At 69.0% G+C, this 22891-nt stretch carries 21 protein-coding genes; 18 read left to right on the top strand and 3 right to left on the bottom strand.

Features of this window, described 5'->3' with window-relative positions:
• Window positions 1-37: 37 nt before the first annotated feature.
• The 7 genes from ruvC to ACQG07_RS09110 all read left to right on the top strand — a co-directional run bounded on the left by ruvC (window position 38) and on the right by ACQG07_RS09110 (window position 7937).
• A complete protein-coding gene (gene ruvC / locus ACQG07_RS09140; protein WP_064293815.1) occupies window positions 38-670 on the top strand; it encodes a crossover junction endodeoxyribonuclease RuvC in 633 nt (210 codons plus the stop codon).
• Window positions 667-1293: a Holliday junction branch migration protein RuvA gene (ruvA, locus tag ACQG07_RS09135; RefSeq protein WP_064293816.1), complete on the top strand. Its 627-nt coding sequence runs from the start codon at window positions 667-669 to the stop codon at window positions 1291-1293. The genes ruvC and ruvA overlap by 4 nt, the downstream gene beginning before the upstream one ends.
• Window positions 1290-2321, top strand: coding sequence for a Holliday junction branch migration DNA helicase RuvB (gene ruvB, locus ACQG07_RS09130; RefSeq protein ID WP_426738064.1), 1032 nt, complete (start codon window positions 1290-1292; stop codon window positions 2319-2321). The genes ruvA and ruvB overlap by 4 nt, the downstream gene beginning before the upstream one ends.
• Window positions 2322-2393: 72 nt before the next feature.
• On the top strand, window positions 2394-2777 hold the full coding sequence (locus tag ACQG07_RS09125) for a preprotein translocase subunit YajC (protein ID WP_085510869.1): 384 nt from the start codon (window positions 2394-2396) through the stop codon (window positions 2775-2777).
• A 64-nt stretch (window positions 2778-2841) separates the two neighbouring features.
• Complete coding sequence (gene secD / locus ACQG07_RS09120) at window positions 2842-4593, top strand: protein translocase subunit SecD (protein ID WP_071260131.1); 1752 nt, start codon at window positions 2842-2844, stop codon at window positions 4591-4593.
• Entirely contained in the window at window positions 4593-5633 is a 1041-nt protein-coding gene (secF, locus tag ACQG07_RS09115) for a protein translocase subunit SecF (protein WP_086473302.1), read from the top strand. Before secD ends, secF begins: the two co-directional genes overlap by 1 nt.
• Window positions 5634-5681: 48 nt before the next feature.
• The gene (locus ACQG07_RS09110) at window positions 5682-7937 is read left to right on the top strand and encodes a RelA/SpoT family protein (protein WP_079705918.1); all 2256 of its coding nucleotides are present in this window, start codon (window positions 5682-5684) and stop codon (window positions 7935-7937) included.
• On the opposite strand, the gene ACQG07_RS09105 is transcribed toward ACQG07_RS09110, so the two are convergent.
• The 3 genes from ACQG07_RS09105 to ACQG07_RS09095 all read right to left on the bottom strand — a co-directional run bounded on the left by ACQG07_RS09105 (window position 7924) and on the right by ACQG07_RS09095 (window position 10865).
• Complete coding sequence (locus ACQG07_RS09105) at window positions 7924-8124, bottom strand: hypothetical protein (protein ID WP_426738063.1); 201 nt, start codon at window positions 8122-8124, stop codon at window positions 7924-7926. The two genes, ACQG07_RS09110 and ACQG07_RS09105, sit on opposite strands and share 14 nt — an antisense overlap.
• Window positions 8125-8695: 571 nt before the next feature.
• Window positions 8696-9925, bottom strand: a complete 1230-nt coding sequence (locus tag ACQG07_RS09100; RefSeq protein WP_369808437.1) for a DUF349 domain-containing protein — start codon at window positions 9923-9925, stop codon at window positions 8696-8698.
• Window positions 9926-10058: 133 nt separating this feature from the next.
• The gene (locus ACQG07_RS09095; protein ID WP_079705920.1) at window positions 10059-10865 is read right to left on the bottom strand and encodes a peptidylprolyl isomerase; all 807 of its coding nucleotides are present in this window, start codon (window positions 10863-10865) and stop codon (window positions 10059-10061) included.
• Between the two features lie 184 nt (window positions 10866-11049).
• On the opposite strand from ACQG07_RS09095, the gene ACQG07_RS09090 reads away from it, so the two are divergent.
• The 11 genes from ACQG07_RS09090 to ACQG07_RS09040 all read left to right on the top strand — a co-directional run bounded on the left by ACQG07_RS09090 (window position 11050) and on the right by ACQG07_RS09040 (window position 22827).
• The gene (locus ACQG07_RS09090) at window positions 11050-12495 is read left to right on the top strand and encodes a replication-associated recombination protein A (protein WP_426738062.1); all 1446 of its coding nucleotides are present in this window, start codon (window positions 11050-11052) and stop codon (window positions 12493-12495) included.
• A 222-nt stretch (window positions 12496-12717) separates the two neighbouring features.
• Window positions 12718-13347, top strand: coding sequence for a 30S ribosomal protein S4 (rpsD, locus tag ACQG07_RS09085; protein ID WP_064293825.1), 630 nt, complete (start codon window positions 12718-12720; stop codon window positions 13345-13347).
• Window positions 13348-13507: 160 nt separating this feature from the next.
• Window positions 13508-13741: a hypothetical protein gene (locus ACQG07_RS09080; RefSeq protein WP_064293826.1), complete on the top strand. Its 234-nt coding sequence runs from the start codon at window positions 13508-13510 to the stop codon at window positions 13739-13741.
• Between the two features lie 69 nt (window positions 13742-13810).
• Window positions 13811-16465, top strand: a complete 2655-nt coding sequence (alaS, locus tag ACQG07_RS09075) for an alanine--tRNA ligase (RefSeq protein WP_426738061.1) — start codon at window positions 13811-13813, stop codon at window positions 16463-16465.
• Between the two features lies 1 nt (window position 16466).
• The gene (ruvX, locus tag ACQG07_RS09070) at window positions 16467-16937 is read left to right on the top strand and encodes a Holliday junction resolvase RuvX (RefSeq protein ID WP_079705923.1); all 471 of its coding nucleotides are present in this window, start codon (window positions 16467-16469) and stop codon (window positions 16935-16937) included.
• Between the two features lie 13 nt (window positions 16938-16950).
• Entirely contained in the window at window positions 16951-18501 is a 1551-nt protein-coding gene (gene mltG / locus ACQG07_RS09065) for an endolytic transglycosylase MltG (RefSeq protein WP_426738060.1), read from the top strand.
• A 16-nt stretch (window positions 18502-18517) separates the two neighbouring features.
• Entirely contained in the window at window positions 18518-19417 is a 900-nt protein-coding gene (locus ACQG07_RS09060) for a shikimate dehydrogenase (RefSeq protein ID WP_426738059.1), read from the top strand.
• Between the two features lie 94 nt (window positions 19418-19511).
• Window positions 19512-20726, top strand: a complete 1215-nt coding sequence (gene aroC / locus ACQG07_RS09055) for a chorismate synthase (RefSeq protein ID WP_426738058.1) — start codon at window positions 19512-19514, stop codon at window positions 20724-20726.
• The gene (locus ACQG07_RS09050; protein ID WP_274499936.1) at window positions 20719-21237 is read left to right on the top strand and encodes a shikimate kinase; all 519 of its coding nucleotides are present in this window, start codon (window positions 20719-20721) and stop codon (window positions 21235-21237) included. Before aroC ends, ACQG07_RS09050 begins: the two co-directional genes overlap by 8 nt.
• Window positions 21234-22331 carry a 3-dehydroquinate synthase gene (aroB, locus tag ACQG07_RS09045; RefSeq protein WP_274499937.1) on the top strand — a complete coding sequence of 366 codons (1098 nt, stop codon included), beginning with the start codon at window positions 21234-21236 and terminating at the stop codon, window positions 22329-22331. The genes ACQG07_RS09050 and aroB overlap by 4 nt, the downstream gene beginning before the upstream one ends.
• Before the next feature lie 52 nt (window positions 22332-22383).
• Window positions 22384-22827, top strand: coding sequence for a type II 3-dehydroquinate dehydratase (locus ACQG07_RS09040; RefSeq protein ID WP_079002503.1), 444 nt, complete (start codon window positions 22384-22386; stop codon window positions 22825-22827).
• Window positions 22828-22891 lie beyond the last annotated feature (64 nt).

Genomic DNA, 22891 nt, shown 5'->3' with positions numbered 1-22891 from the left:
GAGTGCTGGGCGCATCGCCCGCGCTTAGGGTCGGAGCATGACTCTGCGCGTCCTCGGCATCGATCCCGGCCTGACCCGATGCGGGGTGGGGGTCGTCGACGTCCTGCCGGGTCGGCAGGCCACGATGGTCGAGTACGGCGTCATCCGGACGGATGCGCACGCCCCACTCGAGCAGCGACTCCTCATGATCGCGCAGGGCATCGCCGAGGCGATCGAGCGCACCTCGCCGACCGCGATGGCCGTCGAGCGGGTGTTCGCGCAACACAACGTCCGGACGGTCATGGGCACCGCTCAGGCGAGTGGGCTCGCCCTGCACGCTGCGGCCGCGAACGGGATCCCCGTCGGCCTGCACACCCCGAGCGAGGTCAAGGCCGCGGTGACCGGCTACGGCCGGGCGGACAAGCTCCAGGTGCAGACCATGGTCGCGCGGATCCTCGGTCTTGACGAACTCCCGAAGCCCGCGGACGCCGCAGATGCGCTCGCGCTCGCGATCTGCCACGCCTGGCGACCAGTCGTGTCGACTGCGGCGACACCCGTCGGCGCACCTCCGCAGGGGAGTGGAGCACTCACCCCGGCCCAGCGTGCGTGGGCGGCTGCGGAACGCGGCGGCGCTCCGCGCGAGGCGGCCGTCCGGGCCCGGGCAGCGCGGAGCCCTAGGCTGGAAGCATGATCTCCTCCCTCCGCGGCACCGTCCTGAGCGCGGTCGGCAACCTCGTCGTGATCGAGGTGGGCGGCGTCGGATTCGCCGTCCAGGTCACGCCGGCCCATGCCCTCTCACTCCGGGTCGGCACCGAAGCACTCCTCTCGACGACACTGATCGTGCGGGAGGACTCGCTCTCCCTGTTCGGGTTCCGATCCGCCGAGGAGCTGTCCGTGTTCGAGCTCCTGGTGAGCGTCACCGGGGTCGGCCCGAAGTCGGCACTCGGCGTCCTGGAGGCGCTGACGCCGGAGCAGATCGCCGCCGCCATCTCCGCGGACGACGACGCCCCGTTCCGGAAGGTCTCCGGGATCGGGCCGAAGACGGCGAAGCTCATCACCGTCTCGCTCGCCGGAAAGCTCCGCGTCACCAGGACGACGCCTGAAGCTCCGGCGACCACCGTGAACGCGGCAGCGATCGCCGATCAGGTCGTGACGGCGCTCATCGGGCTCGGTTGGCCGGAGAAGACGGCGACGCAGGCGGTCGTCGAGGCCTCCGCCTCCGCGAGTGCGGACGACCTCTCGACCGTGCCGTCGCTCATCCGCCTGGCCCTCGGCAGACTCGGCCCGGCGCACGCCGGAGGCCGTACCTCGTGACGGACGCTCCAGAAGACCTCACCAATCCAGCCTCCGAGTCCGATGCGGAACTGGCGTTCGAGGGGGCGCTCCGTCCGCGGTCGCTCTCCGAGTTCGTCGGACAGTCAAAGGCGCGCGGTCAGTTGCAACTCCTGATCACGGCCGCCGGGATGCAGAACCGCACCCCAGACCACATCCTGCTGGCCGGCCCACCTGGGCTCGGCAAGACGACCCTCGCGATGATCGTCGCGCACGAGACGGGGAAACCGCTCCGGCTCACGAGCGGTCCGGCCATCCAGCACGCCGGCGACCTCGCCGCGGTTTTGTCGTCGCTGACCCCGGGTGAGGTCCTCTTCATCGACGAGATCCACCGCATGGCCCGCCCTGCGGAGGAGATGTTGTACCTCGCCATGGAGGACTTCCGCATCGACATCATGGTGGGCAAGGGTGCCGGCGCGACGAGCATCCCCCTCGAGCTGGCGCCGTTCACCCTGGTCGGGGCGACCACCCGGTCCGGCCTGCTGCCGAACCCGCTCCGCGACCGCTTCGGGTTCACCGCCCACCTCGAGTTCTACGACGAGCCGGAACTGCAGCAGGTGCTGCACCGCACCGCCGACATGCTCGGGCTCGACATCGACGGTCGGGCCGTCGCCGAGATCGCCGGACGCTGTCGGGGTACGCCGCGCATCGCCAACCGACTCCTCCGCCGGGTCAGGGACTACGCGCTCGTACACGGTGGCCGCGCGGATCTGGAGACCGTGCGTGCCGCTCTCGAGCTCTACGACGTCGATGCCCTCGGTCTCGACCGACTCGACCGTTCGGTCATGGAAGGCATGCTCGACCGCTTCGCCGGAGGCCCGGTCGGGCTCAGCACACTCGCGGTCTCGGTCGGCGAGGAAGCGGAGACGATCGAGTCCGTCGTCGAGCCGTTCCTCGTCCGGATCGGCCTCATCACGCGCACGCCACGGGGCCGCGTGGCGACGCCGGCCGCCTGGCGGCACTTCGGCAGAACACCTTCTCAGCATGGCTCGACCCTCGATGGCCTATAATTTCCCTTTGGCGGTGCGTTCCCAACGTCTCCCGCCCTCAATCTCCTCTGGAAGGTTCCCATCGTGGATGCAATGACCCTCGTCCTGTTCGGCCTCGCCGGCGTCATGATCGTGTTCATGATGGTGAGCAACAACAAGCGGAAGAAGCAAGCCGCGGTGACGGAGCAGAAGCTCGTCCCCGGCGCCGAGGTGCTCACCGGCTTCGGTGTCTACGGCACCCTCATCTCGATGGACCGCGACTCCCGCAAGGCCGATGTCGAGATCGCCCCCGGCGTCATCGTCACCATCGACCCCCGCTACGCGGGTGCGGTCGTCGCACCGACGGTCGCCGAGACCGCCGAGGAGGCCCCCGTCGTCGAGTCGATCCCCGACGACGCCTCCTCGCTCGACCTCTCCAAGCCCGAATTCGGCCAGCGCGTCGAGGACACCTCGAAGCCGCAGAAGAGCGACGACTAGTCCCAACCCCTTCCCGGGTGGTGGCCGTCGTGCCACCGCCGGCAGAGAAAGCTGAGTTCCGAGTTTGGCAAAGTCGACTCCGGTCAAGAAAGCGTGGCGTTCGCTCACCTGGCTTGGCGTAATCCTCATCGGTTTGTTCGCTATCAACGCGGCCGGGGTCCTCTGGGGGAACAGCTCATGGGCGCCCAAGCTGGCCCTCGACCTCGAGGGCGGCACCCAGATCATCCTCGCGCCGAAGCTGGAGTCCGGCCAGACGGTCTCCAACGAGCAGCTGAACCAGGCCGTGGCGATCATCCGCCAGCGCGTCGACGCGTCCGGCGTGTCGGAGGCGGAGATCACGACGCAGGGTCAGAACGTCGTCGTCTCGATCCCGGGAACCCCCGACGAAGCGACGCTGAACCGCATCGAGAGCTCCGCGAAGCTCGAGTTCCGTCCGGTCCTCACCTCGCAGCAGCTGACTCCCGGCCAGCCGTCCAACACCTTCATCGGTGAGGACGGCGCCTCGACCCCGTATCCGACGCCGGATCCGGGCCTCGAGAGCACGCCGACCGCGTCGCCGACGAACGCGAGCGACCTGTCGCAGGTGACGCCCGCGCTGTACGCCGCCTTCCAGGCCTACGACTGCGCCGCGAACGCGGACTCGCTCGACGCCACCGCGGCGCCCGCTGCCGAGCCGCTCATCACGTGCGACGTCGACGGCACCTTCAAGTACGTCCTCGGCCCGGTCGAGGTTTCCGGAGAAGACCTGTCCGACGCGAGCGCCGGCATCAAGACGACGTCGTCGGGTGCCAGCACGGGCGAGTGGGCGGTGTACCCGGTCTTCAACGAGAAGGGCACCGCGCTCTTCGCCGACGTCACCGGCCGCCTGACCTCGCTGCAGAGCCCGCAGAACCAGTTCGCGATCGTGCTCGACGGCAATGTCATCTCCGCACCGCAGTCGCTCGCCGTCATCTCGGACGGCAAGCCGGAGATCAGCGGCTCCTTCACCGAGGAGTCCGCCAAGACCCTCGCCGACCAGCTCAAGTTCGGCGCCCTGCCGATCAGCTTCGTCGTGCAGAGCCAGGACACCATCTCGGCGACCCTCGGTTCGACGCAGCTGGAGAGCGGCCTCATCGCCGGTCTGATCGGGCTCATCCTGGTCGTCATCTACACGCTGTTCCAGTACCGGCTCCTCGGCACCGTGACCATCGCCTCGCTCGTCGCGGCAGCGGTGCTCACCTATGTGGTGATCCTGCTGATGTCCTGGCGCCAGGGCTTCCGGCTCTCCCTCGCCGGGATAGCAGGCCTCATCGTCGCCATCGGTTTCACCGCGGACTCGTTCATCGTGTACTTCGAACGCATCAAGGACGAACTCCGCGACGGCCGCGGTCTGGAGTCCGCCGTCGAAGCCGGCTGGAAACGCGCCAAGCGCACCATCTACGCGGCGAAGGGTGTCAACCTCCTGTCCGCCGTGGTACTGTACGTCCTCGCGATCGGCAACGTCCGCGGCTTCGCCCTCACCCTCGGCGTGACCACGATCATCGACGTCATCGTCGTGCTGCTGTTCACCCACCCGATGATGCAGCTCCTCGGCCAGACGAAGCTCTTCAACAGCGGCAAGCCGTTCACCGGGCTCGACCCGTCGGCGCTCGGCGCCATCTACCGCGGTCGTGCAGAGTTCCGGAAGCCCGTCTCGGTGCCCGGCGCCAAGGCCGCGTCCAGCAGCCGTGAGGCGGCCAAGCGCCAGACGATCGCCGAGCGCAAGCAGGCCGCCCTCGTCGGAGGCGGCTCCGACACCAGAGCAGACGATCTGCCGACCGATGGGAAGGACTCCTGATGGGTGCGTTCGCACGGTTCGGAAACGAGCTCTACACCGGGAAGCGCTCCTACGACTTCGTCGGCAAGCGCAAGATCTGGTACACGATCGCCATCATCGCGGTCGTCCTCTCGGTGTTGATCCCGGTCGTCAAGGGCGGATTCAACTTCGGCATCGAGTTCCGCGGCGGTTCGCAGTTCCAGATCGCCGACGTCAAGAGCACCGATCAGACGCTGGCTGAAGACGCGGTCGCGTCCGTGGTCAGCGGTGCGACCACCCACGTGACCGTCGTCGGCGGCAACTCGGTCCGCGTGCAGACCGACCAGCTGAAGAACGACAAGGTCACCCAGCAGGTGTCGGCTGCCTTGGCCGAGGCCTACGGCGTCGAACAGTCCGACATCACGAGTTCGTTCATCGGCCCGTCATGGGGTCAGGACGTCTCCAAGCAGGCGATCGTCGGCCTCATCGTGTTCCTCGTGCTCGCGGCGATCCTCATGGCCCTGTACTTCCGCACCTGGAAGATGTCCGCGGCCGCGCTGCTCTCCCTCATGCACGACCTCATCATCACGGCCGGTGTCTACGCCGCGACGGGCTGGGAGATCACGCCGGCCGCCATGATCGGTTTCCTCACCATCCTCGGGTTCTCGCTGTACGACACCGTCGTGGTATTCGACAAGATTCGCGAGAACACGACGCTCGACGCCGACGGCGCGGCCCGGACGTTCGGGGAGTCGGTCAACCTCGCGGTCAACCAGACCCTCGTGCGCTCGATCAACACCGGCGTGGTGGCGGCGCTCCCGGTCGCGGCGATCCTGTTCTTCGGTGCCTTCGTCCTCGGTGCCGACACGCTGCGCGACATCTCGCTCGCTCTGCTCGTCGGTATCCTCGTCGGCACGTACTCGACGATCTTCGTCGCCGCACCGCTCTACGCGAACTTCCGGCACAACGAGCCCCGCATCGCCAAGCACGACAAGCGCGTGCTGCAGGCGCGCGAGCGCGCTCAGACCTCGGATGACGCCGAGGGCGAACGCACGGAAGCAGACGCGCCGCTGGCGCGTTGACCCTGACAGCGACCGACAACCGCGTGCACGAGCGCAGGGAGGCCTGAGATGGCGGACACCACGACATCCTCGACGGCCTCCCTGCGCCGTCTCGTCCCACGGATCTTCTCGAAGGCGCAGCCGGCCGGTGCCGTCGACACCCTGATGCGGACGGTGCGGCAGCACCATCCCAAGGCCGACCTGGCGCTCATCGAACGTGCGTACACGGTCGCCGAGCGGGCCCACTCCGGCCAGAAGCGCCAGAGCGGCGAGCCGTACATCACGCACCCGGTCGCCGTCTCCCAGATCCTGGCCGACCTCGGCATCGGACCGAAGACGATCGTCGCCGCCCTCCTCCACGACACCGTCGAGGACACCGACTACTCGCTCGACCAACTCCATGCGGACTTCGGCGACGAGGTCGCCATGCTCGTCGACGGCGTCACGAAGCTCGACAAGGTCAAGTACGGCGACAGCGCACAGGCCGAGACGGTCCGGAAGATGATCGTCGCGATGTCGAAGGACATCCGCGTCCTCATCATCAAACTCGCCGACCGGCTGCACAACGCCCGGACCTGGGGATTCGTCCCGGCCGAGAAGGCGGCGAAGAAGGCCACGGAGACCCTTGAGATCTACGCACCGCTCGCGCACCGCCTCGGGATCCAGGCGATCAAGTGGGAGCTCGAAGACCTGTCCTTCGCCGTGTTGTACCCGAAGCTCTACGCCGAGATCGAATCGCTCGTCAAGCAGCGGACGCCGCAGCGCGAGGAGTACGTGCAGCACGTCATCGACGCGGTGAACGAGGATCTCAAGGCGCAGAAGATCCGCGGCAAGGTCGCCGGTCGTCCGAAGCAGTACTACTCGATCTACCAGAAGATGGTCGTCCGCGGCCGCGAGTTCGACGACATCTACGACCTCGTCGGCATCCGTGTCCTCGTCAACTCGCTCCGCGACTGCTACGCGGTCCTCGGGTCGATCCACGCGCGGTGGACCCCCGTCCCGGGGCGCTTCAAGGACTACATCGCCACGCCGAAGTTCAACCTGTACCAGTCGCTGCACACCACCGTCGTCGGACCGGGCGGGAAGCCCGTCGAGATCCAGATCCGTACGAACGAGATGCACCAGCGGGCCGAGTTCGGTGTCGCCGCGCACTGGAAGTACAAGGAGCGGATGAACAGCGGGAAGACCGCGTCCTCCGCCGAGCCCGACAGCTCGATGGCCTGGCTCGCCCACATCTCCGACTGGCAGGCGGAGACGGCGGACCCGGGGGAGTTCCTCGACTCGTTGCGGTTCGAGATCGGTGCGAAGGAGGTCTACGTCTTCACCCCGAAGGGGCGTGTCGTCGGCCTGCCCGCCGGCGCGACTCCGGTGGACTTCGCCTACGCCGTCCACACGGAGGTCGGCCACCGGACGATGGGCGCTCGGGTCAACGGGCGGCTCGTGCCGCTGGAGAGCTCGCTCAACACCGGCGACGTGGTGGAGGTCTTCACCTCGAAGAACCCCGATTCCGGTCCGAGCCAGGACTGGTTGAACTTCGTCAAGAGCCCTCGGGCGCGGAACAAGATCCGCCAGTGGTTCACGAAGGAGCGACGCGACGAGGCCATCGAGCAGGGCCGTGACGCGATCGCGCGGGCGATGCGCAAGCAGAACCTGCCGCTCCAGAAGCTCATGAACCAGGACTCGTTCGCCGAGGTCGCGGCGCAGCTGCGCTACGAGGACGTCACGGCGCTCTACGCGGCCGTCGGCGAGGGCCACGTCTCGACGCAGTCCGTGCTCGAGAAGGTGGTTGCGCTTCTACAGAAGGACGCCGACAGCGAGCACGCCGAGTACACCGTCCCGGTGCGCGGGAGCCGCCGTGAGCGGCTGCAGAACAGCGACTCCGGGGTCCTCGTGCTCGGTGCTCCCGACATCCTGGTCAAGCTCGCGAAGTGCTGCACCCCGGTGCCGGGTGATGAGATCGTCGGGTTCGTCACGCGGGGCTCCGGCGTCTCCGTCCACCGTTCGGACTGCCACAACGTCCAAGGCCTCCTGCAGGAGCCCGAGCGCATGATCGATGTGGAGTGGGCGCCGTCGTCGAAGAGCGTGTTCCTCGTCCAGATCCAGGTCGAGGCACTCGATCGAGCTGGACTGTTGTCGGATGTGACGCGTGTGCTGTCCGAGTACCACGTCAACATCCTGTCGGCGACGGTGAACACCTCGAGCGACCGCCTGGCCATCAGCCGCTTCGTGTTCGAGATGGGCGACACCACCCACCTCGACCGGGTGCTGAACGCGGTCCGGCGGATCGACACCGTGTACGACGTCTACCGGGTCAACGGCGGCTGAGCGGGAGCGACCAGGACGCCAGTTCGCTCCGAGTCGGCTCGAGGCCGGGGAGCATCACCTCGGTGGCACTCGACACGACACGGACGATCCGTGTGCCGCCGAGGACCCGCGGGACGGAGCGGACCCAGGCGACGACCTCCTCAGGGCTGGTGAGCCCGAGCAGGAAGTAGTTGCGGATCGTCGTCATGGCCTCCTCAGCTTCGGCCCCGGTGCGCCGTGCCAGATCCGCGACCGTGCGCGTGGGGGTCGTGACCCGCAGTGCGCCACACCGCTCGCTGTCGTCGGGGCGGAGTGACACCTGACGCAGACGCAACCGGGGCGAACGCGCGCTGCGCCGTTCCATCGACACGAAGCCCGTGTGGACCCTCGGCGCGATGAGCGCCGCGCCGTGCAGCCAGGCGGCACTCGTCTCAGCGATGACCGCGCCGGCCAGCCCGGGCAGCTGTTCGAGGACCGCCGCGCGCAGCCTGACGGTGTCGGGTTCGTCGACACTGCAGTAGCCGTCTTCGAAGGCGAAGAGCTCGCCGTCGAGCCGCGCGGCGGCGAGCTCGGCGACGGAGAGCTCAGGTGGCTGGAGGTAGGCGGGGAGGCGGCTCGTGGAGGCCTAGGGATCCGTCGCGCAGTCTGGCTCGATGGGGGAGGACGTCTGGAGTGCCGTGGACATACGACGATCCTCCTGTAGCCGTCCGGCAGCAGGAGGATCGTCGACGGATCTGTGGAGAACCGCGACCGTCACGCGGTTGGTGGAGCGGATCCGCCTAGCGGATCGCCCCGAGCCACGCCTTGCGTGCATCCAGCGCCTCGATGGCCGCGGTGAGCCGGTCGGCGTCACCCGAGGCTCGTGCCGCCTCGACCTCGTCCTCGAGCTTGGCGATGGCGTCGGCGAGCTGGCTCGCGAGCCCCTCGGTACGCGCCTTCGTCTCGGGGTTGTTGCGCTTCCAGTGCTCGTCCTCGAGCTGCTTGACGTGGGTCTCGATCTTGCGGAGACGGTCTTCGACGACGCGGACCTGCTCGCGCGGGACCTTGCCGATCTCGTCCCACCGACGCTGGATGTCGGTGAGCGCCTTGCGCGCCGAGTCCCGATTCGTGTCGGCCAGGATCGGCTCGGCATCCGCCAACACCGCGAGCTTCAAATCCAGGTTGCCCTGGAACTCCTCGTTGTCGCGCGCGTCGATCTCGGCCTTCGCGCCGTAGATCGCGTCGCCCGCGGCCTTGAACTTCGCCCAGAGTGCGTCATCCTGGCGCTTCCCGGCGCGCGGGGAGGCCTTCCACTCGTCGAGCAGACTGCGGTAGGCGGGGATGCCCTCGGCGCCCTTGGCGATGAGGGCCTCGGCGCGCTCGACGAGCTTCTGCTTGATCGCGCGTGCTTCCTTGTGGACCGAGTCCAGCTCCGTGTAGAACGCACGACGGTGCTGCTCGATCGTCGCGCGCGCCGTCCGGAAGCGCTTCCAGAGGTCGTTGGCGTCGTTCTTCGCGAGGCGCGGACCGTCGTGCTGCTGGCGCTGCCACTCGGCGAAGAGTTCGTCGAGTCGCGCCGAGGTCTGCTTCCACTGCACCCGTGCCGGATCCTGCTGCGCGAGCTGCTCAGCCTCCTCGACGATCGCGAGACGCGCACGTGCCGCTTCCTCGAGGGCTGCCTTGGTCTCCTGGCTCTGCGCCTCGGTCAGCTCGCTCACGGTGCCGTCGAGCGCCGCGAGGCGGGTCAGGAGCGCCTGGAGGTTGCCGACCGCGTTGGCGGACTCGACCTGCTTGGTGATCGACTTCACGGCCTTCGCGACGTCCGTCGCCGGCGCACCACGCTTCGCGCGCTGCTCGAGGAGCGTCACCTGTCCGGCGAGGTCCGTGAACTTGCGCTCGAAGTACGCGAGCGCCTCCTCCTTGGAACCGTCGGGGTACTGTCCGACCGCTCGTTCACCGTCGGCCTCACGGACGTAGACGGTGCCGTCGTCGTCGACACGGCCCCACGGTTCGATCTCTGGACTGGTCACGCGCATCACCCTTGCTGTGTGTTGACCGCCGTTCGTGGCGATCGTGATCGATCCACAAGCCTATTACCCCGAGTCCTGCTCGGGGCGACCGCTTGCGCCGGTCGGTTCCGTCTGGTGCAGGTTACTGCACGCGCTACTGGACCGTCACCGAGGTGATGGTGGCCGGGACCGCTGGAGCACCGTCACCGCTGCCGTCTGCGACGCCGCCGGACACGACACCCGAGACGAGCTGGTCGAGACCGCTCGTGATCTGACCGAGCACGGTGTAGCCGCCGGCGGCGTCGGACGGGATGGTCGAGTCCTGGTACACGAGGAAGAACTGCGAACCGTTGCTGTAGCCGTTCCCTCCCTGGCGTGCCATGGCGATGGTGCCGGCCGGGTAGACGTCGTCGGTCGGTGCGTTCTCGACCGGGCCGTAGCTGTAGCCGGGGCCACCGGTGCCGGTGCCGTCGGGGTCGCCGCACTGCAGGACGTAGATGCCGCTCGTCGTGAGGCGGTGGCAGGTGACGCCGTCGTAGAAGCCGGATTGGGCGAGGGAGATGAAGGAGGAGACGCCCTGCGGCGCGCAGGCGCCGTCGAGGGTGAGGTTCATGACGACGTCGTTGATCGTCATCTCACCACTCCAATCGCGGTCCTCGGCGATGGTGCTCGCGGGGACCTCGCCGGTGTTCGCGCCGTCCGTGGCCCCGGTGACACCGCAGGCCCCTGCCTCGGCGGAAGCCGTGGGCGTCGCGACCGGGGTGCCCGGACCGCCGGCGAAGAAGAACACCTGCGCAGCCGTGGCACCGGCCAGGATGACGACGAGCGCCGCCGCGGCGATCACGTTGTCGCGGACGCGGCGCTTCGAGCGGTGCTCGTGCACGGTGCGCCGGGCGTTGTAGGCGCGCAGTCGTGCGCGTGCTGCGCGTGCCTCTTTGTCCGGACCCTTGCTCGTTGCCACGTCGTTCCCTCCAGGTGCCGTCGGCCGAGCGGCGGCATCGCGCTGTCATCTGGCACCACGCCCGCGGCGGACTGCCCAGGAGAACCTTACGGGGAGCGCTCCGCGCGGACCAAACGACGCACGACGGCGGCGACCCCGTTCTGCAGCGGGTCCGCGTGTCGCAGGCTGCGGCTAGCCTGGTGGAATGTTCAGTCGAGGACCCGGCATCGCCGGCGCACCGGTTCCGCTCGCCGTGCGCATGCGGCCCCGCAGCCTCGAGGAGGTCGCCGGCCAGCAGCACCTGCTCCGTCCCGGCTCGCCGCTCGTCCGCCTGGCGAGCGACAACGAGGGGACGCAGGCGGCCGTGTCCGTCATCCTCTGGGGCCCACCGGGCACCGGGAAGACGACCCTGGCGCAGGCCATCGCGCACAGCTCCGGCCGCCGGTTCGTGGAGCTCTCGGCCGTGACGGCGGGCGTCAAGGACGTCCGGCAGGTCATGGAGGAGGCGATGTCGAGCCGCGACCTCTACGGCAGCTCGACCGTCCTCTTCCTCGACGAGATCCACCGGTTCACGAAGGCCCAGCAGGACGCCCTGCTCCCCGGCGTGGAGAACGGCTGGGTCATCCTGGTCGCCGCGACGACCGAGAACCCGTCGTTCTCGGTCATCTCCCCGCTGCTGTCGCGTTCGCTGCTCCTCACGCTCGAACAGCTGAGCGACGACGACCTCGGCATCCTCATCGACCGCGCCGTGACCGACCCGCGAGGCCTGGCCGGTCGCTTCACCGTGACGCCGGAGGCCCGCGCCGCGATCGTCCAGTTGTCATCCGGCGATGCCCGACGAGCCCTGACGGCACTGGAGGCGGCCGCGATCGCCGCCGACTCCGATCTCGGCGCTCCGGTCGACCCCGACGAGCTCGATCTCGACGACGCGGGCCTCCTCGACGTCGGCGATGAGGATGATGAAGACGACGAAGGCGGGGTGGACTCCGACACCGCGACGCGGGCGCCCCGCGGTCCCGTGATCACCGATGAGCTCGTCTCGCAGGCGGTCGACCGCGCCCTGCTCCGATACGACCGCAACGGCGACGAGCACTACGACGTCATCAGCGCGTTCATCAAGAGCATCCGCGGATCCGACGTCGACGCCGCGCTGCACTACCTCGCTCGGATGATCGAGGCGGGGGAGGACCCGCGCTTCATCGCCCGCCGCATCATCATCTCCGCGGCCGAGGACATCGGCATCGCCGACCCGCAGGCGCTGCCCATCGCCGTGGCGGCCGCCGACGCCGTCCAGTTCATCGGCATGCCCGAGGGTCGCATCCCGCTGGCCGAGGCCGTGGTGTACCTGGCCACGGCCGCCAAGTCGAACGCGGCCTACGTCGCCATCGACCAGGCCATCGCCGACGTCAGGGCCGGAGCCTTCGGACGCGTGCCGAAGCCGATGCGCGACGCCCACTACGCGGGCGCCAAGCGTCTCGGACACGGCAAGGGCTACCGCTACCCGCACGACCACCCGATCGGTGTCGTCGCCCAGCAGTACCTGCCCGACGAGCTCCGCGACGTCCGGTACTACCAGCCCACCGATCACGGCCACGAACGCGACATCTCGGCGCGGTTGGACAAACTCCGGAAGATCGTCCGGGGCGAGTGATCCTCGGTTCGCGGCGGCCCGGCGACCGGGGCACGTCGTGCTAGTATTGATCCGCCTAGAACCGGTGTGACTGCGCGGCTGCTCGATCACCGTGTTCGACGGGCGTGTTCTGTAGCCGAACAGCCCCGGCGGACCCCTCTGACTTTGTCCGGTGTGATTCCGGATCACCGACGCGTCTTCGCGCCGGTCATTCATCGTTTGAGACTTCATCGAAAGGAAACCGTGTCTACCAAGTCACGTACCCGCAGCAAGACCCGCCTCTCGCGGGCACTCGGCATCGCCCTCACCCCGAAGGCCGCCAAGTACCTCGAGAAGCGTCCCTACGCTCCCGGTGAGCACGGCCGCACCAAGCGCAAGGCCGACAGCGACTACGCCGTCCGTCTGCGCGAGAAGCAGCGTCTGCGCGCCCAGTACGGCATCCGCGAGGCTCAGCTCAAGATCGCCTTCCAGGAGGCACGTCGCACCCAGGGCCTGACGGGTGAGAACCTCGTCGAGATCCTTGAGACCCGTCTCGACGCGCTCGTCCTCCGTGCCGGCTTCGCCCGCACCACGGCTCAGGCTCGTCAGATGGTCGTGCACCGCCACATCATGGTCGACGGCCAGCTCGTCGACCGCCCGTCCTTCCGCGTGAAGCCGGGTCAGCTCATCCACGTCAAGCCGCGCTCCGAGGGCACCGAGCCCTTCCAGGTCGCCGCTGCCGGCGGTCACGTCGACGTCCTGCCGAAGGTGCCCGCGTACCTCTCGGTCGAGCTCGACAAGCTCCAGGCACGTCTCGAGCGTCGTCCGAAGCGCGCCGAGGTCCCCGTGACCTGTGAAGTGCAGCTCGTCGTCGAGTACTACGCAGCCCGCTAGGACTGCGGCCCGGCTCAGGGCACCACACGAAGAGGCATCGGCTCCGGCCGGTGCCTCTTCGTCGTTGTACGACGCCATCGGTCCACCGCGCTCGACTACGATGGATGCTTGGTACGCCCGGCGACGCCCGGGTGGTCGCACCGCAGATGAGGAGTTCCCCATGAAGAACGTGTTCTGGCTGATCGTCGGCATCGGCGCCGGCTTCGTCGTCGCCCACGAGATCAACAAGACACAGTCCGGCAAGCGGTTCTTCTCCGAGCTGGACTCACGCGTCAGGGAGTTCACCGACACCGTCGGCGACGCCTACAAGGAGCGCGAGGCGCAGCTGCGCGACACGGCGGAGACCGTCGTCGCGCGCGTCGAGGACGCCGCAGAAGACCTCACCAAGCCGTAGCGGCACGCCCGGACGGGCATCGCCGCAGCGCACGAACATCGACACGCACACCCCTGACGTACGGACACCATGGACACCGCTGACATCCGCTCCCGCTGGCTCACCTTCTTCGGCGATCGGGGGCACACCGTCGTCCCCTCCGCCTCCCTCGTCAGCGACGACCCCTCGCTCCTCTTCACGGTCGCCGGCATGGTGCCGTTCGTGCCGTACCTCACGGGCGTCGTCCCCGCGCCGTTCGACCGCGCCACGAGCGTCCAGAAGTGCATCCGCACCAACGACATCGAAGAGGTGGGCAAGACGCCCCGGCACGGCACCTTCTTCCAGATGAACGGCAACTTCTCCTTCGGCGACTACTTCAAGGAGGGGGCGATCACCTACGCGTGGGAGCTCCTGACCGGCAGTGAGTCGAGCGGCGGCCTCGCCTTCGACGAGAAGGACCTCTGGGTCACCGTGTACAAGGACGACGACGAGGCGATCGACCTCTGGAAGCGCGTCGCAGGGCTCCCCGAGCACCGCATCCAGCGGCTCGACAAGGACACGAACTACTGGTCGACGGGTCAGCCCGGACCGGCCGGCCCGTGCTCGGAGATCTTCTTCGACCGCGGTCCCGCGTACGGAGCCGACGGCGGCCCGGCGACCGACGACGACCGGTACGTCGAGATCTGGAACCTCGTCTTCATGCAGTACCTGATCGAGAACGTCCGCGGCAAGGTCGACTTCGACATCGTCGGCGAACTCCCGAAGAAGAACATCGACACCGGCATGGGGCTCGAGCGGGTCGCGTTCCTCAAGCAGGGCGTCGAGAACATGTACGAGATCGACCAGGTGCGCCCGGTCCTCGATCGCGCCGCCGAGTTGAGCGGCCGTCGCTACGGGGCCGACCACGACGACGACGTCCGGATGCGCGTCATCGCCGACCACGTGCGTTCCTCGCTCATGCTCATGAGCGACGGCATCACCCCGTCGAACGAGGGACGCGGGTACATCCTCCGCCGCCTCATGCGACGCACCGTCCGTGCGATGCGCCTCCTCGGTGTCGACACCGCGACGTTCCCCGAGCTGTTCTCCGCGTCGCGCGACGCCATGAAGGCCGCCTACCCCGAGGTCGAGACCGACTTCGGCAGGATCTCGCAGAGCGCCTACGCCGAGGAGGAGACCTTCCTCCGGACACTGGCCAGCGGGACGACCATCCTCGACCTCGCGCTCGAGCAGACGAAGGGCACGGGCCGGACGGCCCTCGCCGGCGACTCCGCGTTCCTCCTGCACGACACCTACGGGTTCCCGATCGACCTGACCCTCGAGATCGCGGAGGAAGCCGGCCTCTCCGTCGACCGCGACGCGTTCGATTCGCTCATGACCGCGCAGCGCCAGCGGGCGAAGGCCGACGCGAAGGCGAAGAAGAGCGTCCTCGCCGACCTCTCGGTCTACAGCGACATCCGCGCCAAGGGCGAGACCGTGTTCACCGGCTACACCGAGCTCGAGACCGAGAGCCGCATCCTCGGCATCATCGTGGGTGGTCACCCGGTGCAGCGCGCGGTCGCCGGTGACATCGCCGAGGTGATCCTGGCGGAGACCTCGCTGTACGCCGAGTCCGGCGGGCAGGAGGCCGACCAGGGCGTCATCGTCGGTCCCGGATACGAGCTCGAGGTGCTCGACGTCCAGAAGCCGGTCAAGGGTCTCATCGCCCACAAGGTGCAGGTGAGCCAGGGCGAGGTCGGCGTGGACGCACCGGCGACGACCATCGTCGACGCGAGCTACCGCCGCGGCGCGCAGCAGGCGCACTCCGGCACGCACATCATCCACGCCGCCCTGCGACAGGTGTTGGGCGACAGCGCCCACCAGTCCGGTTCGTCGAACAAGGCCGGGTATCTGCGGCTCGACTTCACTTGGAACCAGCCGCTGTCGCCGGCGACGAAGTCGGAGATCGAAGAGATCTCCAACAACGCCATCCGCGACAACCTGCAGGTGAGCACCCGCGAGATGGCGCTCGACGACGCGAAGGCGCTCGGCGCCATGGCGCTGTTCGGCGAGAAGTACGGCGAGACCGTCCGCGTCGTCGACATCGGCGGACCGTGGTCGCGTGAGCTGTGTGCGGGCACCCACGTCAGCTCCAGCGCCGAGATCGGGTTGATCAACCTCATCAGCGAGTCGTCAGTCGGCTCGACGAACCGTCGGGTGGAGTCGCTCGTCGGACTCGAGGCATTCCGCGACCTCGCCGCCGAGCGGGCGCTCGTCTCACAGCTCTCCGGCAGCCTCAAGACGCCGAAGGAGCAGCTGCCCGACCGCATCGCCGAACTCGTCGCGAACCTCAAGGCCGCTGAGAAGAAGATCGCCGCGTTCGAAGCTCGCGGGCTGAGCGAACGCCTCCCAGCACTGGCGCAGACCGCTCACCACGTCGGCCCGGTGTCGCTCGTCGCCGAGCATCTGGGCGAGCTCGGGTCACCGAACGACGTCAGGACGCTCGTCACGCAGCTCCGCGAGCAGCTCGGCGCGAGCCCGGCGGTCGTTGCCCTGGGCGCGGTCGTCGGCGGGAAGCCCGCGATCGTCGTCGCGACGAACCAGGGTGCCCGCGACGCCGGACTCAAGGCAGGCGTCCTCGTCCGGGTCGCTGCCGGTGTCCTCGGCGGCAACGGTGGTGGGAAGGACGATCTCGCACAGGGTGGCGGCGTCGACGCCACCGCGCTCGGCGACGCCCTCTCAGCGATCGCACGCGAGATCGCCTGACGTGACGGACGAGTTCCGCCGCGGAGTCCGACTCGGGATCGATGTCGGGAAGGCCAGGGTCGGGGTCGCGAGAAGCGATCCCGACGGCCTGTTGGCCACGCCGGTGGAGACGGTCCCACGGGACCTCGGCGGCGATGCCGACATCCGGGCGATCGCGGTCATCGCCGAAGAACTCGGCGCGGTGGAGCTCGTCGTCGGTCTCCCGATCGCCCTGTCGGGGAAGGACACGGCGTCCACGCAGGACGCCCGGGAGTTCGCGGCCCGGCTCAGATCGATCACCGGTGTCCCGGCCCGTCTCGTCGACGAGCGGCTGACGACGGTGACCGCCCACAGCGCCTTGCGCTCCGCTGGGAAACGACAGAAGCAGACCCGCTCGATTGTCGATCAGGTGGCGGCCGTCATACTCTTGCAGTACGCCCTCGACGCCGAACGCGGTTCGGGGCGACCCCCCGGAAGCCCCGTCGACCCGTGAACAGGACGTGCCTGTGTCGAATCTGACACCTCAGAACAACCCAGCAGACGATCCGCTCGCCGACCTCTTCACGTCCGAACGGAACGCCGCGGGGGAGCAGCCGGTGCCACTGTCCCGACGCGAGGCACGTCAGCAGCGTGAGGCCGCGGAAGCCGCCTCGACGCCGTCCGAGCCCGTCGAGGAAGACGCCACGAGCGACACGGCCGAACCGGCCCCGAGCACTGCGTCGTCGGCCGACCCCACGACGGCGTCGTCGGGTGACTCCAGTGTCAGCGAGCCTGCCGCGAGCGACACACCCCTGAGCGGGCCGACCTCACGTGCGCCCGAGTCGGACGACACCGATTTCTCAGCGCCCCGGGCCAGGACCACGACCATCCCCGCGTTCGAGGACCTGCTCGCCGAGGACGACACGGCGAACGACAGTGGGCCGCAGCCGATCCATCGGGGGCGCCGTCGTGCGCTGGCCGGCGGGGAACCGCCGAAGCGCCGACGTGGCCGACGCGGACTCATCGCACTCATCGTGTCGATCGTCGTCGTCGGGGGTCTCGTCGCGTGCGCCGCGGTCGTGTGGACGAGTTACGAGCCGCAGATCCGCAAGGTCCTCGGCTGGGAGGAACCGAACGACTACGAGGGTGCCGGCAGCGGCGAGGCCGTCGTGATGGTCAACGAGGGCGACATCGGCGAGGACATCGCGACGAGCCTGCACGACGCGGGGGTCACGAAGTCGTTCGACGCCTTCTACGACCTCCTCCTCGCACAGCCCACCCAGCCGGAGTTCTTCCCGGGCGCCTACAAGCTGAAGCTCAAGATGAGCGCCGAATCCGCCCTTGCCGCACTGACCGACGAGGCGAACCGCATGGAGGACACCTTCGTCATCCCCGAGGGTACCGCTGAGCAGGACGCCCTGCCGTCGATCGCGGAGGGCACCGGCATCCCGCTGGAGGAACTCCAGGCGGCGGCCGCCGACGTCGCGTCCTTCGGCCTGCCCGCCGAGGCGACCTCGCTCGAGGGGTTCCTCTTCCCGGCGACCTACAGCCTCCCCGACGGCGGCGATGCGCACGCGGTCCTCCAGACCCTCGTGAACCGGTCGTTCCAGGCGCTCGACGACGCCGGGGTGAAGCCCGAGGACCGTTGGAAGACCATCGTCCTGGCCTCGCTCATCCAGAAGGAGGCCGGCCTCCGCGACGACTACTACAAGGTGTCGCGGGTCTTCCTCAACCGGCTGGACCCGGCCCAGTGGGAGAGCGGTCTGCTGCAGTCCGACGCCACGGTCGCGTACGGGACGGGCAACACCCACCGGGTGTCGACCACGGACGCCGAGCGCGCCGACGCCTCGAACCCGTACAACACCTACGTCCACCCGGGCATGGTCGTGCGACCGATCTCGAACCCGGGCGACCTCGCGATCGACGCCGCGCTGCACCCGGCCGACGGACCATGGCTCTACTTCGTCACCTGGAACCTCGACTCCGGTGAGACGATCTTCTCCACCACCCAGGAGGAGCACGAGGCCGCGGTCGACAAGTGGCTGTCCTGGATGGACGAGCACCCCGAGTACCAGTAGCGGGAGCGTGGCGCACATGAGTGGAACAGGGGCGGGTCACGGCGAGGACGGGCAGGCGCGGCTCGCCGTGCTCGGCGCGCCCATCGCCCACTCCAAGTCCCCGGCACTGCACGAGGCCGCCTACCGGGTGCTCGGGCTCGACTGGGACTACGGTCGCCACGAACTCGAGGCGGCCGACCTCTCGGCCTTCCTCGACGACCTCGGCTCGGACTGGCGCGGGCTCTCACTGACCATGCCCCTGAAGCATCGCGCGCTCGAGCTGGCCGACGTGGCCGACCGCGCTGCAACCGAGACCGGGGCGGTCAACACGCTGCGTCTCCGCCGAGCCGAGGACGGATCCCGTCGGATCGAGGGGTTCAACACCGACGTCGGCGGCATCGTCCGCGCGATCGGGGCGGCCGGCGTCGACGCGATCGCCTCCGCTGTCGTCCTGGGCGGGGGAGCGACGGCGTCCTCGGCGATCATGGCCGCGGCGGACCTCGGTGCCGAGCACGTCCACGTGGCGCTCCGACGACCGGCCCAGGCGCGACCACTCGAGGACCTCGCCGGCCGGCTGGGGCTGCGGTTCGCCTCAGGGCCGCTCGACGGTGAGACGCCTGACGCACCACTCGTGATCAGCACCCTTCCCGGCGGCGCCCTCACCGAACCGGGTCCGGTCCTGTCCCATGCTCCAGGCGCGCTCCTCCTCGACGTCGCGTACGACCCGTGGCCGAGTGTGCTCGCGGGGGCGTGGTCGCAGGCCGGCGGGTCAGTCCTCAGCGGACTGTCCATGCTCGTGCACCAGGCGTTGCTCCAGGTCCGGATCTTCGTCCTCGGCGATCCGCTCCTGCCGATCGAGGACGAGACGACGGTGCTCCGGGCGATGCTCGACACGGTCCACCTCGATCACACCGGGGCGCCGGTCGCCTCGCACTGACCGCTCCACACGCATCCGTCGCCCGCCTGCACACCCGCCGGGCCGTCGACCGAAGGCGCACGGTCGCGTCCCGGCTCTATGGAAGGATAGGACCATGCTTCGTTGGCTCACTGCCGGAGAGTCTCACGGCCCGGAACTCATCGCCGTCCTCGAGGGACTCCCGTCCGGCGTCCCCATCTCCATGGACGGCGTCCGCGCCGACCTCGCCCGACGGAAGCTCGGCTACGGCCGAGGATCCCGCATGAAGTTCGAGGAGGACGAGCTCAACCTGTCCGGCGGCGTCCGCCACGGCTTCTCCATGGGCAGCCCGATCGCGATCCGCATCGGCAACACCGAATGGCCGAAGTGGGCCGAGGTCATGAGCCCCGAGCCGACCGAGATCTCCGACAAGTCGCGTGGCCGCAGCGCCGCGCTGACCCGTCCGCGTCCCGGGCACGCCGACCTGACGGGCATGCAGAAGTACGGTTTCGACGAGGCGCGTCCCGTGCTCGAACGCGCCAGCGCACGCGAGACCGCTGCGCGAGTGGCCCTGGGTGCCGTCGCGCGCTCCTTCCTCGGCGAGCTGGGCATCACCCTGGTCAGCCACACGCTGTCGATCGGGCCCGTGCGCGTTCCCGAAGACAGCCCGCTGCCGGTCCCGGCCGACGTCGACGCGCTCGACGCCGATCCGCTGCGCTGCTTCGACAAGGCGACCTCGGAGCGCATGGTCGCCGAGGTCGATGCGGCCAAGAAGGACGGCGACACCCTCGGCGGCATCGTCGAGGTCCTGGCCTACGGACTCCCACCGGGACTCGGCTCCTACGTCCACTGGGACCGCCGACTCGACGCACGGCTCGCAGCAGCGCTCATGGGCATCCAGGCCATCAAGGGTGTGGAGGTCGGCGACGGCTTCCTCACGACGACGCGTCGCGGTTCCGCGGCCCACGACGAGCTCGTGCAGGAGAACGACGGCATCGCACGACAGAGCGACCGCGCCGGCGGCACCGAGGGTGGCATGACCACCGGCACCGTCCTCCGTGTCCGCGCCGGCATGAAGCCGATCGCGACCGTCCCGCGCTCGCTCCGCACCGTCGACGTCGCGACGAGCGAGGCCGCCACCGCGCACCACCAGCGCTCGGACGTCTGCGCGGTCCCGGCCTCCGGTGTCGTGGCCGAGGCGATGGTGGCCCTGGTCCTCGCCGAAGCGGTCCTCGAGAAGTTCGGTGGCGACTCCGTCCCCGAGACGAAGCGCAACCTCGACGGATACCTGGCAGCGATCCCGTCCAACCTGCGCACGCGAGGCGACCACGCCTCCAGCGCCGATGCCTGAGCAGGCCGCCGATCTCCGACTCCCCGTCGTCCTCATCGGACCGATGGGGTCGGGGAAGAGCCGGGTCGGCAAGCAGTTGGCGAAGCGCCTGGGCCTGCCGTTCGTCGACACCGACAGCGTCGTGTCCGGCGAGCACGGCGCGATCGCGCGCATCTTCGAGCAACACGGCGAGGCGCACTTCCGCGCCCTGGAGCGGGCGGCGGTCGCCGGCGCGCTCGAGCAGCCGGCGATCGTGTCGCTCGGCGGGGGAGCGGTCCTCGACGAGGACACGCAGCGTGAGCTCGCCGATGCACGCGTCGTGCTGCTGACGGTCACCGAGGAGGCCGTGCTGGCACGGGCCAACCTCGACAAGCGTCCACTGCTCCGCGACGACCCCGGCGCGTGGTCGCGCATCGCCGCCGCCCGGCGTCCCGTGTACGAACGACTCGCGGATGTCACCTTCGACACCTCGCACCGACCCATCTCAGGCATCGTCGACGAGCTCGTCGCCTGGGTGAAGGAGCCTGCATGAGCACCGAACCGACCACCCCGACCGAACGGACCGTCATCGAGGTGACGGGATCCTCCCCGTACCCCATCACGATCGGGAGAGGGCTGGAGGACGTGCTCGTCGACGCCCTCGGGAGCGGCGTGCAACGGGTCCTCATCGTCCACCCGGCGACGCTGGGCGAGAAGGCGGCCAAGCTGCGCGAGACCCTGAGCGACCGGTACCAGGTACTGCTCGCCGAGGTGCCGGACGCCGAGGCCGGGAAACGGGTCGAGGTCGCCGCGTTCTGCTGGGGAGTCCTCGGGCAGGCCGACTTCACGCGCTCGGACGCGGTCATCGGGTTCGGCGGTGGCGCGGTCACCGACCTCGCCGGCTTCGTCGCCGCCACCTGGCTGCGCGGCGTCCGGCTCGTGCAGGTCCCCACGACGGTCCTCGGAATGGTCGACGCGGCCGTGGGCGGCAAGACGGGCATCAACACCGCGGAAGGCAAGAACCTCGTCGGCGCCTTCTACGCCCCGGCCGCCGTCGTCTGCGATCTCGACACGCTCGACACCCTCCCGAAGAACGAGATCCTCGCCGGGTTCGCCGAGGTGGCCAAGGCCGGGTTCATCCGATACCCGGAGATCCTCGACCTCATCGAGGCCGACGTCGACGCCGCGACCAACCCCGACACGCCCGCCTTCCGCCGCTGCATCGAGCTCGCGATCCGGATGAAGGCCGACGTCGTCAGCGAGGACTTCACCGAGCAGGGCCTGCGCGAGATCCTCAACTACGGGCACACGCTGGGGCACGCCATCGAGCACGCCGAGCGGTACCAGTGGCGACACGGTGCCGCGGTGGCGATCGGCATGATGTACGTCGCCGAGCTGTCCCGCCTCGCCGGCCGACTGTCGGACGAGGTCGTCGATCGCCACCGTCACGTCCTGGAGCTCCTCAGCCTGCCGATCGCCTATCCGGTGGGTCGCTGGAACACCCTGCTCGCGACGATGCAGCGCGACAAGAAGACGCGTGGTTCGATGTTGCGGTTCATCGTGCTCGACGACCTCGCCAAGCCGACCGTCCTCCAGGGGCCCGAGACCTCGCTGCTCTTCGCCGCCTACCAGGAGATCGGCTCCTGACCGACGCCGTCGCGCTCCGTGAGCGCTCGTCCCGAACGGATACCCTCGACTCATGACCACCGTGCTCGTCCTCAACGGACCGAACCTCGGCCGCCTCGGCAGCCGTGAACCCGATGTCTACGGCTCGGCCGACCTCGTTGCGCTGCGCACCGTGCTCGAGGCCGACGCGGGCGACGGGACGCGGATCGACCTGCGTCAGACGGACGACGAGGGCGAGCTGATCGGCTGGCTCCACGAGGCCGTCGACTCCGGCACGTCCGTGATCCTGAACCCCGCTGCGTTCACCCACTACAGCTACGGGCTCCGGGATGCGGCGGCCATGGTCACGAAGGCGGGCCTCCTGCTCGTCGAGGTGCACCTCTCGAATCCACACGCCCGCGAGGCGTTCCGTCACACGAGCGTGATCTCCGGTGTCGCGACCGGCGTGATCGCCGGTTTCGGCTTCGACTCGTACCGCCTCGCCCTCGACCTCGTGGTCCGCCGCAGCGCCGAGTGACGTGCGAGGCGTCCTGGTCCACCACGGGCGCGTTGGTCACGGGTCCTCGCAGCGGTTACACTCG

The sequence above is a fragment of the Plantibacter sp. 2H11-2 genome (assembly GCF_050031945.1).
Taxonomy (GTDB): Bacteria; Actinomycetota; Actinomycetes; order Actinomycetales; family Microbacteriaceae; genus Plantibacter; species Plantibacter auratus.
Note: the sequence above shows the minus strand (reverse complement) of the source record. Positions and strands in the feature narration are given on the sequence as shown.

Coding starts and splice junctions, on each gene's coding strand:
- ruvC (WP_064293815.1), top strand. CDS start 38: ATGACTCTGCGCGTCCTCGGCATCGATCCCGGCCTGACCCGATGCGGG.
- ruvA (WP_064293816.1), top strand. CDS start 667: ATGATCTCCTCCCTCCGCGGCACCGTCCTGAGCGCGGTCGGCAACCTC.
- ACQG07_RS09125 (WP_085510869.1), top strand. CDS start 2,394: ATGACCCTCGTCCTGTTCGGCCTCGCCGGCGTCATGATCGTGTTCATG.
- secF (WP_086473302.1), top strand. CDS start 4,593: ATGGGTGCGTTCGCACGGTTCGGAAACGAGCTCTACACCGGGAAGCGC.
- ACQG07_RS09110 (WP_079705918.1), top strand. CDS start 5,682: ATGGCGGACACCACGACATCCTCGACGGCCTCCCTGCGCCGTCTCGTC.
- ACQG07_RS09105 (WP_426738063.1), bottom strand. CDS start 8,124: ATGACGACGATCCGCAACTACTTCCTGCTCGGGCTCACCAGCCCTGAG.
- ACQG07_RS09090 (WP_426738062.1), top strand. CDS start 11,050: ATGTTCAGTCGAGGACCCGGCATCGCCGGCGCACCGGTTCCGCTCGCC.
- ACQG07_RS09080 (WP_064293826.1), top strand. CDS start 13,508: ATGAAGAACGTGTTCTGGCTGATCGTCGGCATCGGCGCCGGCTTCGTC.
- alaS (WP_426738061.1), top strand. CDS start 13,811: ATGGACACCGCTGACATCCGCTCCCGCTGGCTCACCTTCTTCGGCGAT.
- ACQG07_RS09060 (WP_426738059.1), top strand. CDS start 18,518: ATGAGTGGAACAGGGGCGGGTCACGGCGAGGACGGGCAGGCGCGGCTC.
- aroC (WP_426738058.1), top strand. CDS start 19,512: ATGCTTCGTTGGCTCACTGCCGGAGAGTCTCACGGCCCGGAACTCATC.
- ACQG07_RS09050 (WP_274499936.1), top strand. CDS start 20,719: ATGCCTGAGCAGGCCGCCGATCTCCGACTCCCCGTCGTCCTCATCGGA.
- aroB (WP_274499937.1), top strand. CDS start 21,234: ATGAGCACCGAACCGACCACCCCGACCGAACGGACCGTCATCGAGGTG.
- ACQG07_RS09040 (WP_079002503.1), top strand. CDS start 22,384: ATGACCACCGTGCTCGTCCTCAACGGACCGAACCTCGGCCGCCTCGGC.